The sequence below is a fragment of the Rheinheimera metallidurans genome (genome assembly GCF_036983985.1).
GTDB lineage: Bacteria > Pseudomonadota > Gammaproteobacteria > Enterobacterales > Alteromonadaceae > Alishewanella > Alishewanella metallidurans.
In genome coordinates this window covers 475,412-488,250 of record NZ_JALAHQ010000001.1, presented here as the reverse complement: position 1 = coordinate 488,250, position 12,839 = coordinate 475,412, and the positions used below count along the sequence as shown (strand labels likewise).

The following is a 12,839-nucleotide window of genomic DNA, read 5'->3' as shown; positions in this document are numbered from 1 at the left end:
AGTAATCTTAGTGTCTGCCGCTACAGTCTAGATGAGTTGACAAAGGAGGTACTATGAGTCAATCCGTTGGCGCTGCATCATCAAACCAAGGCTATGAAGTTTTGGCAGCTGTAATGGCTAATAAGCAGCAAAATCAAGAAGCTAAAATGGCAACTATGCTAGTACAAAGTGCTATGCAATCAGTTGAGCAAGTACAAGCTTCTGCCCCAGTTGGTAACTTGGGACAAAATATTAATATTACGGTGTAATTAATATTTTTAAGAAAAAAGGCCAGTATAAAAACTGGCCTTTTGTATTTTATGTGACACGCACCGCAATGCTTAACTTTTATCTTGTTGTGCTAAAAAGTCTTTAAACTCTATGGTATACAGCCTAATAAGCACTATGGTTAGGGCAAATATTATTGGCCCGTAAATTACACCGATTAAACCGAACAATTGAATACCACCAATCAGCGATAGAAATATAAGTAAAGTACTCATGCCTGAACTGCCCTGCATCAACAACGGCCTAAGCACGTTATCAATAGAGCCCACTACGACTACACCCCATATCGCTAAAAACAATGCCCACGGCCAATCACCCGTTAGTAATAAATATACACAGGCTGGGATCCAAATTAGTGCCGTGCCTACCGCGGGAATAAACGAGGCAAATGCCATCATCGTACCCCAAAATAAGCCTGGCAAACCAACAATAGCAATGGCAATACCACCAGCGATACCTTGGGCAATGGCAGTTAAAAACGAACCAATGACTGCCGAACGCGCTACAGTTTTAGCTTCGCTTAACAAAGCCTCTTCCTGCGAACGTGATAACGGAATTATCCAGTGCAATGAATTAACGATTTTTTCATGGTCGCGTAGTAAAAAAAACAAGATAAACAGCATCAATACGAAACCAAATATCAAACCAGTAATATCACCAACCAATTGGGTACTGAAATTTAATAGTTCTTTGCCAAAGCCAGATGAAAACTCGGTAAGTTGTTTCACAATGCTTTCGCCGCTAATTTCTCCAGCCGGCGATATTTGATTTACATAATCAAGTGTCCGTTGCACCGCGCCATGCTGCATTAGTTGCTCAGCGCCGCCGGTACTTAACCAATGATAACTTTGCTTAGTAAAGACTATACCTTGCTGCACTATTGCTATAAACACCAATGAAGCGGGCACCAAAATTACGACAACCAATAACAAACAAGAAAGGCTGGCGACGAGGTTAGGCTTACCGGGAATTTTTCGTTCAATATACTGATGTACTGGAAAGCATAATAATGACAGCACAAAAGCCAATACGATGGCACCGATATAGGGTGCCACAAGTAAATAACTGGCATACAGCGCCAGTAATAACGCAATAATTAGCACATAGTGACGCGACTCTGTTTGAAACTTTGTAGCCATCAATATATCCTTTTAATTATGCCTTTATTACGGCGCAACCTGCTGTAAAATTAAACCGCAAATGTAAGCACCGTATGTCCCTAAGCCATAGCCCAGCACCGCTAGCAGCACACCAACTGGTGCGAGTGACGGATGAAACGCCGCTGCAACCACAGGTGCTGACGCAGCACCACCCACATTAGCCTGGCTACCAACTGCCATATAAAACATCGGTGCTTTGATCAGTCTTGCGACAATAATTAATAAACCGGCATGCACTGACATCCAGACAATACCTACTAAAAACATCAGTGGATAATCAAGAATGGCAGTAACATCCATATGCATGCCTATGGTAGCAACCAAAATATACAAAAATGCTGAGCCTACTTTGGATGCCCCCGCAGCTTCAAGGTTACGCACCTTGGTTGCCGACATAATTAAGCCCAAAGTAGTAGCAATAACCACCAACCAAAAAAAGCTACTGGTTAAACTGTATATTGCAAGTTGCGGTGCTACACGCTCAATCCAAGGCGCGATAAGATCGGCCAGTGCATGCGACAATCCGGTTACACCAAAGGCCACTGCAACAATCAACATAATGTCAGTTAATGTTGGAATACGCGCATTTTCAGCTTGGTATTTTTCGATTTTTTCGCGCAGGTGCATAATACCGCTGGTATCCGCACCATTTTTACGGTCAAAAAACTCAGCACGGCTGGCTATAAATAGCAGCACCGCCATCCATACGTTTGCCACCAGTACATCTACAGTAATCATTACCGAGAAAATGCTGCCATCAACGTTAAATACTTCTTTCATTGCGGCTTGGTTAGCTCCACCGCCAATCCAACTGCCAGCAATGGTCGTCATACCACGCCATACGTCATCGCCACCTAGCTCTTGTGGGAAAAAATATCCCATAGTAATTAGCGCTATAGGCCCGCCAATAATAATACCGGCGGTACCGGTTAAAAACATAATTAATGCTTTAGGGCCAAGGCCAAGAATAGCTCTAAAATCAACACTAAGCGTCAACAATACTAAACTTGCTGGCAGTAGATAGCGTGACGCCATTTTATATAATGATGAACCTTCACCATCAATAATGCCAAAACTATTAAACAGTGATGGAATAAAGTAACACAGCAGTAATGCTGGTACATATTTATAGAACGCTTTAAAAAAACGATTATCGCTGTGACTGGTATAAAAAACAGCGCCTAAAATAGCCGCCATTAAACCAAGTACTACGGCATCATTAGTGATAAGTACACTGGATTCTTGCATTGGGAACCTTGAAAATTAAGTTATTGTTATGTAGACAAACGGCTGCCAAAATACCACAGCACTCGCCCAGAACAAAGTAGACCAACCTAAGTAGTAGCCAATTTACGTTAATGCTGAGATAAATTAGCTCATTTCGCAGTTAAAGGTTGGTTATCAAATACTACGCCAGCCCAACCACTACGCATAAAGTTTCGGATATTTTGATGATCGTGCGCTTTAGGTGTCGCCATTACCTGCCGGTAATAATCGCCATACAAATGTAACGTTTGTGGAGCAGATAATTGATGTAGCGCACCAAAGGCTAAGATTTTACACGAACCATTATTTTCGCCAGCGGCGTTAAATAGCTCGCCATTTTTAAATGCACTCGGTGTAAAGTTATACAATTCATCGATCAACGTTATACTTTGTATAAAGCTAATACTTAGCGGTTCTGTACTTAGTTGGATAAAAAAATGTTCTAACATGGCAATTCCTATGCAATACCGTCCATAAAACTCTCCAGCGGTAATACTAAGCGCACCCAGCAAACTTCGCAATACAACCAATAGGAACAGTCACTATTGTCATATAATATGCTTAGACCACGTTATTGCTCGGCAATGCTATAAATTTGGAGGTTACCCAGTGTTTACTCAATATATAGATAGCCCGCTTGGGCCCATTAAAATACAGGCTAACGACAAGGGTATCACTGAAATTGCTTTTGTTAGCAGCACCCTATCGGCTACCAACACCTCAAGCTTAACCAAGCAGGCAGCGCTGCAGTTAAGCGCTTATTTTGCCGGTGAACTTAATCAGTTTAATTTACCACTTGACGCTACAGGTACCGTATTTCAACAACAAGTTTGGCATGCGCTATGCGACATCCCTTTTGGCACTACTCGTAGCTATGGTGACATTGCACAGCAGATTAATAATATCAAAGCCGTGCGCGCAGTCGGCGGTGCTAATGGCCGCAATCCAATTGCAATAGTGGTACCTTGCCACAGAGTGATTGGCGCGAACGGCACCCTTACCGGTTACAATGGTGGGCTAGATAAAAAAACTTGGTTGCTAAAACACGAACAGCGCCAATAGGCGCTGTGCGTTAAAGCTTAAATCTAAATTAGAATTGGTATGACATACCAAAACGGAATTCATTTTTTGTATCGCCGCTATTTAATGCGATATTGCTACGAATTGCCCAATCTGGGCTTAAATAAAATGCGATACCACCGGCTAAACTACCGTAATTATCGCCAATAGAGTGGTAGGTAGCTTCAGAGTACAACTCAACCTGTGCAGTTAGTGGATGACGCATACCTACACCACCGTAACCACCTGTATCGTCTGCATCGCCAGATGCATTTTCAATACCGGCTAAAACGTAAGTTTGTGTAGTAGGCGAGAAATCTAGTTTAAAACCAGTTAAATACTTTGCGCCCACTTGAACTAGGTTGGCATCAAATTGCCCTTCTGATAAGCGCGTATAACTACCGTCTACTACCCAGTTGTTATCTACACGGAATGAACCTTCAATATAAGGGCCATCAGAACCCATGTCGGTATAACCAGCGCCTACATAATCCCATTTGATATTAGCTTGCGCACCTGCTGCAAACGCTAATGCTACAATACTCGCTAATGCTAATGACTTTTTCATTTTATTGCTCCTTGTTTTCCCCTAGATGAGGGATGTTAGGTACTGCTTTGTTTTAATGACGTTAGCTTAGTGCTCACGAATTAACGCTGGCTGAACTACTCGCAGTGCAACCATTCGCTTTTATAGATAAATTAATGGCAAATTATGCGGTTTTATTTATATTTCCCATGATGTTTAATAGAAAAAACCTTGCGGAGTACATCATGACAAATCGTACCTTAGTGCGTCTAATTCCTTCAATTGCCGCGTCTGACGGTGCCGGTGTAAAAATTAAACGCAGCCTTGGCCAAAACCAGCACACGAGGTTAGATCCATTTTTAATGCTGGATTTTTTTGGTTCAGATCAACCCGGCGATTATATTAAAGGTTTTCCGCCCCACCCTCATCGCGGTTTTGAAACCGTAACCTATATGTTAGATGGCCATATGCTGCATCAAGATCATTTAGGCAACCAAGGGCATTTAAAAAGCGGTGGCGTGCAGTGGATGACGGCCGGTCGTGGTATTATTCATTCTGAAATGCCACAACAGGAAGCGGGTGTAATGCAAGGCTTTCAGCTTTGGCTTAATTTACCAGCCAAAGAAAAAATGAAGGCACCAGCCTATGTCGATATTACGCCCGAGCAGATCCCGACACTTCAGCTGTTGCAGGGCAGTATTAAGGTTGTTGCAGGTACACTACACACGAATAACCAACAGTTAAGTGGGCCAATTCAAGGCTTAACTACCGAACCACAATATTATGACGTGCACTTAAATGCTGGACAAAGCCTTAGCTTGACGCTACCAGCAGAGCACAATGCTTTTATTTACCCTTATATTGGTACTGTTAGCGTACAAACTGAAACCGACACGCAGCAAGTTCCATTGCATCAGGCGGGTATCTTAAGCTTAGGCAACACTCTGCTAATACACGCCGAGCACGCCGCTAAAGTACTAATATTAGCCGCACAACCCATTGGTGAGCCGATAGTGCAATATGGCCCTTTTGTAATGAACACTGCGGCTGAAATTGAACAGGCAATATTTGACTACCAACAGGGTAAACTTGCCGTTGACAGCACAATGCAAAGCATTACCTTACAACAATAAACTGCAGATAACGCATCAGAAACGGGCTTTTCTTTTCATGGCGCTTTATACTAGCGCCTTTGTCACTGAAGAGAATAAAGCATGCACTTAATTGGCATTATCGGCGCAATGGAGCCAGAAGTGGCGTTGCTGCGCCAGCAAATTAACAACGTAACGACCACCACGCTAGGTAGTTATACTTTTTATTGTGGTAGTTTAGCTAATGTTCAAATTGTGTTAGTGCAATCAGGCATTGGTAAAGTAGCGTCAGCGCTGGCTACGGCTTTACTTATCCAACATTTCAAACCTACCGCGGTTATTAACACCGGTTCAGCTGGCGGTTTTGATCCAGATCTTAACGTAGGTGATGTCGTAATAAGCACCGAAGTGCGCCATCATGACGTTGATGTTACCGCTTTTGGTTATGAAATTGGCCAGGTACCACAGATGCCAGCAGCATATAATGCCCACCCGTTATTAATTAATGCGGCTGAACAAAGCATTCGAGCCTTAGGTTTTTGTAAAACAAAAAAAGGTCTCATTGCCACTGGCGACAGCTTTATTTGCGATCCGGCGCGTATTAATGTTATTCGTCAGCAGTTTCCTACTATGTTGGCAGTAGAAATGGAAGGCGCAGCTATTGCTCAAGTTTGCCACATGCTACATACGCCTTTTGTTGTAATTAGAAGTTTAAGCGATATTGCGGGCAAAGAATCACCACAATCATTTGAAGCCTACCTTGAGGTTGCGTCGAAAAACAGTTCTGCGATGGTGCTTGAGTTATTAAGTCGCCTAAGTAGCGTTACGTTATAAGATGCCTTGGTTTAATAGCCTAATCTGGCCTGAAGGTGTTTCAACCTATCCTGCTTTGCTATTAGTTGTGGTGTTGGCAGCGCGTATTTTTCCGCTGCCAGTGTTGTATCATCCACTAACGCTATTTAGTCATCTAGCAACCAGACTAGCGATAAAAGTTAACCCAGATCCTAACCGTTCACCAAAGCAGTTACTGATATCGGGCAGCTTAGCATTGTTGTTGGCGTGGCTACTGCCTATGGCATTAGTATATAGCCTTTATCTGTTTTCTGAGTTGCCATTAATATTGGACGCGTTGTTATTGTATTGCAGTTTAGACTGGCATACTAAGCAGCAACAGGCCTATGCTATACAACAGCGCTTGCAAGCTGGCCAGCTAACGTTAGCGCGTGAGCAGGCGCAAACATTATTATGCCGTCAGACCAGCATGCTAAGCGCAATGGGCATCAGCAAGGCAATATTAGAAAGTTTAACTTTACGCTCGGCAAGCCAATTTATCGGCGTACTGTTTTGGTTTTTACTCGGTGGAGGTCTTGCCGCTCTTGGCTACCGTTTAGTGTTAGAGTTGCAACAGCAATGGAACACAAAGCTCCGCGTTTATCGCTATTTTGCTGCACCAGTGGCTTTTGTTGGTAATACATTAAGTGCAGTACCCAAGTTATGTGCAACATTGTTATTAGCTATTCAGTTTGGTGTTATCCGCTGCTACCGTCAGTGTCGGCAGACAAGATTAAATATAAACCGTTATTCTTTTTATTTGTTGTGCTGCGCCAGCGTTGCAACGCGCCGCAGTTTAGGTGGCCCTGTATACTATGGAGCACAAAAACAACAACGTAGTAAAATAGTGCAGCAACACGAACCGCACGCTGCTGATATCAGCGCACTAGTAAAGCTATTACAGTTTTCTCATTTATGTTTGCTGATTATTATTGCCTGCAGTAGCGTATTACAGCTGGTGTGGCACCGAACTTACTAAATAACAGTTAAAATTAGAATGCTGGACAGCTACACATTATCGTTATATGTTTTGCCAATACGATAACAGTAGCGCAGTGCCATTAATAACGCTATGAGTCAGGAGTTTAAGTGAATTTTTTGCCGCATTTCTTGCGCTGCATAACCGTATTTCTTACTTTAACGGCTTGCAGCCTTTCCGCTGCGCCAATATTGCGGCCACTGACTCCGGATCAAGGCTTATCTCAAGGCTCAGTGCGAGACTTACTAATAGATAACGACGGTTTTCTCTGGATTGCTACTAATGGCGGAATTAATCGCTACGGTAGTACCAAAATAAGTCACATCACCGCGGAAGGCTACCAGCTAAAAGAACTGTCGTTTAGTAAGTTGCTACAAGATTCAAAAGGCAGAATATGGGCCGCCTCTGACAACGCTGGTATTTACTTATTTAACAGTCAATCGTCGGTATTTGAACTCTTTATGCCTCGTCCCAAAGACGCTGTTAATGAGCTGACCAACGAACACAGCATAATTTCATTACAAGAATACGATGACAAAACGCTCTTGTTCATTATGGGCGATGCGTTATATCAATTATCACTGGCTACTGGCATACCCGAGCAAATTTTCAGTTTATCAGCTAACGGCATTAAAGACGGCTGGCTGCGTGATTTACTAGTCAATGACGGTAATATTTTTATTGCCGCATTTAATGGCTTGTACTTTCTTGACTATGCCAGTAAACAGCACACCTTCTTACCCCATCTTACACCCGAGATGGCAAACACTGAATTAGCCAATAATGACGACCAAAAACACGTTAAATACTTAGCGCTAAAACACGACCGCATCTGGGTTGGTGCCGTCGAAGGCTTATATAGTATTGCCTATACCGATGTACAACGTTATTTGCGTGATAACACACCCTATACCCCAATACAGCACATTGCTCACCACAATATATGGCAAATATTATGGCAAGACGATAAAGCCCTTATTGCAACCGAGATGGGTTTGTATCAATTTGATGTTAACAACAATACCACCGCTACAGTATTGCGTTTTACTGAAAGCGGGCTTGATTTATTCGACAACAATATTATGGATATCGCTGCCGATAACTACGGCGGATACTGGTTAGGCTCGCGCGATGATGGCGCATATTATTGGCACCCACGCAGCAAAGCGTTTACTAATATAAACCGACAACCGGGCGAAATTAACAGCCTTAGCAGCGAAAAGGTGTTTGCCTTGGCTTCTGATGGGAAAAATACGCTTTGGGTCGGCACCAGCAATGGTTTAAATAAACTAGATTTAGCTAGTCATAACATTACCCAGTATTTGGTTAGCGAAGATGTAAAATCATACTGGCACGCTGGTTCTATCGTCAATATATACCCAGATACTAAGGGCAAACTATGGATACAGTCGCCAGAGGGTTTAAGATATTTCGACTCTGAACTTGGCAAGCTTAGTTTACCGCCAACCAACAGCGATAATGACGCGAGGCGTTTAGCCAAGCCTTTAAGCCTTGTTTACCAATATAAACAGCACTTTTATTTTGTTAGCGATAACGCTTTTTTTCGTTACACCCCTAGCTCTGGTGAATTAGTTGCATTGCCCGAGCTAGATATGGCTTTTGCTGGTATTGCATTTGGTCGCTTTGTTGGTGCAACTAATAACTCGGGACAATTATTACTCGGTGCTGCCGATCAACTTTGGCTTTATGATAGCCAACAACGCCATGTCAAATTAGTTTATCAGCATCCACATTACCAACCTGAACTTAATCGCCAAGCTGACGCCATGGTTACTGACAAAAACGGTACGCTTTGGGTTGGCTTCGCTGGCCTTGGTATACTGGGGTTTGATAGTCAGACATTAGCATTACGTCATCGCTTTGACGACAACAAGCTAAGCTCTGATAAAGCTTACGCGTTGCAATATGACGTTGAAGGCAATGTCTGGTTTTCATCTCATCATGGTTTAGCAAGATTAAACCCTAACTCATTACAAATTGAACAATTTACTAAAGCTGATGGTTTACCAACCCACGAGTATAATGGCTCAGCATCAGTAAAATTAGCCGACGGCACTTTAGCCTTTGGCAGTATGCGGGGCGTTACGCTGGTAAATACCGCAGCACTTATCACCGAAGAGAAAGAACCCAATATTATTATCACCGCTATTAGCACACAAACCGGCAATAAATTAAACCTGAATGGTAATCTAAATGAGCGGCACGTCGACTTATCCTATAAAGATTACGGCATTGAACTGAATTTCAGCAGCATGAATTTTCGTGATGCACATAAAATGAAATATCGCTTTTGGTTAGAAGGCGGACAAGACATTCAGTACCCACTGCAATCATCCGGCAAAGTTGTTTTTCCGCAATTAAACAGTGGTGATTATACTTTTAACGTTACGGCAATATCGCCAACCAGTGGGCTTGAAAGCAAACCCGCTAGGTTATATTTACGTATCTCAGCCAACCCGTGGTTGTCTAGCTGGGCTATTGCGGGTTACACCGCAAGTATATTAATTATTTGCGTTTATCTGTTAAACATAAGACGCCGACAACAACAACTTATTCGCCAAGCCTACCGCAATGTTAAGCAAAGTGAACAACAATTAAGGCAAGCGTTAGCCTCCGTTGATAGCGGCGCGTGGGAATGGCAAGCCAGTAATAATTTATTTTATGCTTCACGTATTTACAACATGCTTGGCTATCAAGAAAAGATGGATCCGATGACCTTGTCGCAGCATGAAGCATTAATTCATCCTGATGACAAAGCAAATTACCAAGCACAATGGTTGCGCTTTATTCAGCAACCCGAGCAACACTTTGATTGCACTTACCGGATGCAACATCACGACGGACAGTGGTTATGGTTTCGCGATATAGGTAAGGCGACATTACAAGACGACAATGCCAATGTATTACGTGTGCATGGCACCTTTAGTAACATTACAGAAACCAGAGCCAGCCAAGAAAAAGCACGCTTGTTTGGTGAAGCGTTTCAGCAAACTCGTGACTGGGTAGTGATTCTAGATCACCGACAACGCGTCATTGCCGCCAACCAATCGTTCGCTACTGCTTTTGGTAACTTAGAACAATATATTGACCAACCACGTACCCACCATCTTGGTATCAGCCTGGTGCGGCGGCGTTTTTACACCAAATTGTTAAATACATTAAAAAGCGGTGAGCATTGGCAAGGTGAAGAGTTGGTTATTACACCTGATGGCCGAGAACGGCCTACGTTGATTAATATCAGTGCAATTGGCGAGCAGCAACAAAGTTTTTTCGTTTTAGTTTTTACCGATATCACCGCACAAAAACTAGCAGAAGACGAGTTGCGTTATCTTGCTAACTATGACGCATTAACCGGCTTACCTAATAGAGCGCTGTTAATGGATCGAATTTACCACGGTATTGACCAAGCAAAGCGAGACAAGCGTAGCTTGGCGCTGTGTTTTATCGATCTTGATAAGTTTAAACAAATTAACGACTCGCTAGGCCACGATATTGGTGATTTACTGCTAAAAGAAGTAGCACGACGTTTAACGCTGGCGTTACGCGACAGCGACACGGTAGCGAGGCTTGGTGGCGATGAATTTGTGATCCTACTTGAAGGCTATAAAAACCAAGACAATATTAGCCACGTCGCACGTAAAATGCTGACCATAATCAGCGAGCCCATGTTGCTTGGCACACATAACGTTGGTGTATCACCCAGTATTGGTATTGCGGTGTATCCTGAAGATGCCGTAACAGCGGCGGCATTACTAAAACATGCCGACGTTGCTATGTATCATGCTAAAGAAGCGGGTCGTAATAATTTCCAGTTTTTCACTGCAGAAATGAACGAAAAAGCCCATATGCGCCTTGCTCGGGAAACTCGTTTACGCAAAGCACTACAACATGATGAGTTTATTAATTATTATCAACCTATCGTTAATAGCCAAAGTCAAAAAATCGTTGGTGCTGAAGTATTACTGCGCTGGCAGAGCACTGAAGGTATGATCCCACCATCAGATTTTATTCCACTGGCTGAAGAACTACGTTTAATTATTCAAATGACGCAGCAGTTACTCGAGCGCGCGCTGCAAGATTTAAAACACTGGCATGACAACGGCCATAAAATATATTTATCTATTAACTTATCTACCCAGCATTTAGAGCAACCCGCGCTAGCTGAGCATACCCAAGAACTGCTACAAAAATATGATTTACCTGCTAGCTGCTTACGTTATGAAATTACCGAAAGTGCATTAATGCGCGATCATGAAAGCGCCATAGAAACCATGTTGGCTTTAAGTAAGTTAGGTATACAACTTGCCCTTGACGATTTTGGCACCGGTTACTCATCGTTAAAATACTTAAAAGAACTTCCGATCGATGGCATTAAAATCGATCGTAGCTTTGTCAAAGACATTGGCATTGATAGCAGCGATGAAACCATAATAGAAGCCATACTCAGTATGGCTAACAGCCTAGGTATGTACTGCATTGCTGAAGGCGTTGAAACCGAACAACAACTGGCGTTTTTCAGCCGCCGACAATGTTACCTTATTCAAGGGTATTTATTTGCCAAACCTATGCCAAGTGCACAAGTAATGGCGTTTTTACAACAGCAAACGTTAGCACCCTAACGCACTGCGTTAGGGTGCTACAGCAACGCGACAATAATTACGCCGCTACTACGGCTAAGGCTAACCGGTCTGATATACTGCGTTATCTTAGTCTGTATTCAGGTTATTTATGCTATCGCCGTTAGTTAAGGGGGCACTACTCCTATTATTGGCAGAAGCCTGCTTTGCCGGCATTGGCGCTATTGTTAAATTCACTAGCGGCACAGCATCAGAAGTTCAAGTAGTCTTTTTTCGTAACTTTTTCGCCTTAATATTGATGCTACCTTTTTTGTATAAGCATGGTTTTAGCTTATTAAAAACAAACCGCTGGTATTTACATCTTAGCCGAGCATTAACCGGCATTATCTCCATGTACTGTTTCTTCTATGTGTTAGCGCGTTTGCCACTAGCTCAAGGCATGCTGGTATTGTTGCTATCACCTTTTATTGTGCCAATAATCGCCCGATTTTGGTTAAAAGAGCGCCCTAGCCGTTTAACTCTATTTAGTATTTTATTAGGTTTTATTGGCGTGGTATTGGCAATGCCAGCCAATTACGGCAATGCCGAGGCCATTTTATTAGTCGGCTTATTATCTGCGGTATTAGTTGCAGTTACTAAAACCACCATCCGCTATATGTCTGATACTGAACCTGCGGTGCGCATCGTATTTTATTTTTCCTTACTTACGGCAATATTATCGGCTATTCCGGTGCCATTTTATTGGCAACCGCTTAACAATACCGTATGGTTTGCCTTTGTTGCCATGGGTATATTGGCGGCTATTGGCCAACTTGCCATGACACGTGCCTATGCCATCGCGCCCGCCAGCGATATAGGCATGTGGACCTATAGCAGCGTTATTTTCGCCGGCTTATTTGGTTATTTATTTTGGCAAGAACCTGTAACCTTAGCGTGGCTTAGTGGCGTTTTGGTTATTCTGTATGCGGGCTACATAACCACTAGGCAAAAATTACTCTGACGACTGTTTTACGCAAGCTATGGCAACGAAGGCGCGAACAGGCTAAAATATGCTCCCTTTTT

General features: G+C 42.9%; 11 protein-coding genes. 7 read left to right on the top strand and 4 right to left on the bottom strand.

All coding sequences use genetic code 11. The features are described 5' to 3' along the window. The first annotated feature begins 53 nt into the window (after positions 1–53). Positions 54–248 (top strand): hypothetical protein, encoded by a 195-nt coding sequence (locus MN199_RS02300; protein ID WP_132581936.1) that lies wholly within the window; start codon positions 54–56, stop codon positions 246–248. A 72-nt stretch (positions 249–320) separates the two neighbouring features. On the opposite strand, the gene MN199_RS02295 is transcribed toward MN199_RS02300, so the two are convergent. The 3 genes from MN199_RS02295 to MN199_RS02285 all read right to left on the bottom strand — a co-directional run bounded on the left by MN199_RS02295 (position 321) and on the right by MN199_RS02285 (position 3,142). Next, entirely contained in the window at positions 321–1,406 is a 1,086-nt protein-coding gene (locus MN199_RS02295) for an AI-2E family transporter (protein WP_335738291.1), read from the bottom strand. Positions 1,407–1,433: 27 nt separating this feature from the next. Continuing rightward, positions 1,434–2,675: a DUF819 family protein gene (locus MN199_RS02290; protein WP_132581932.1), complete on the bottom strand. Its 1,242-nt coding sequence runs from the start codon at positions 2,673–2,675 to the stop codon at positions 1,434–1,436. Between the two features lie 128 nt (positions 2,676–2,803). Further along, positions 2,804–3,142 (bottom strand): HopJ type III effector protein, encoded by a 339-nt coding sequence (locus MN199_RS02285; protein WP_335738290.1) that lies wholly within the window; start codon positions 3,140–3,142, stop codon positions 2,804–2,806. 160 nt (positions 3,143–3,302) lie between these two features. On the opposite strand from MN199_RS02285, the gene MN199_RS02280 reads away from it, so the two are divergent. Next, positions 3,303–3,755, top strand: coding sequence for a methylated-DNA--[protein]-cysteine S-methyltransferase (locus MN199_RS02280; protein WP_335738289.1), 453 nt, complete (start codon positions 3,303–3,305; stop codon positions 3,753–3,755). A 28-nt stretch (positions 3,756–3,783) separates the two neighbouring features. Here the strand turns inward: MN199_RS02280 and MN199_RS02275 are convergent, their stop codons facing one another. Next, positions 3,784–4,320 (bottom strand): hypothetical protein, encoded by a 537-nt coding sequence (locus MN199_RS02275; protein WP_132581927.1) that lies wholly within the window; start codon positions 4,318–4,320, stop codon positions 3,784–3,786. A gap of 203 nt (positions 4,321–4,523) precedes the next feature. On the opposite strand from MN199_RS02275, the gene MN199_RS02270 reads away from it, so the two are divergent. From MN199_RS02270 to MN199_RS02250, 5 genes are all read left to right on the top strand, one after another. Then, a complete protein-coding gene (locus MN199_RS02270; RefSeq protein ID WP_132581926.1) occupies positions 4,524–5,411 on the top strand; it encodes a pirin family protein in 888 nt (295 codons plus the stop codon). Positions 5,412–5,492: 81 nt separating this feature from the next. After that, on the top strand, positions 5,493–6,203 hold the full coding sequence (gene mtnN / locus MN199_RS02265; RefSeq protein WP_132581925.1) for a 5'-methylthioadenosine/S-adenosylhomocysteine nucleosidase: 711 nt from the start codon (positions 5,493–5,495) through the stop codon (positions 6,201–6,203). A 1-nt stretch (position 6,204) separates the two neighbouring features. After that, positions 6,205–7,179: a cobalamin biosynthesis protein gene (locus MN199_RS02260; RefSeq protein WP_132581923.1), complete on the top strand. Its 975-nt coding sequence runs from the start codon at positions 6,205–6,207 to the stop codon at positions 7,177–7,179. 110 nt (positions 7,180–7,289) lie between these two features. Further along, a complete protein-coding gene (locus MN199_RS02255) occupies positions 7,290–11,819 on the top strand; it encodes an EAL domain-containing protein (RefSeq protein ID WP_335738288.1) in 4,530 nt (1,509 codons plus the stop codon). A gap of 109 nt (positions 11,820–11,928) precedes the next feature. Further along, complete coding sequence (locus tag MN199_RS02250; protein WP_132581919.1) at positions 11,929–12,777, top strand: DMT family transporter; 849 nt, start codon at positions 11,929–11,931, stop codon at positions 12,775–12,777. Positions 12,778–12,839 lie beyond the last annotated feature (62 nt).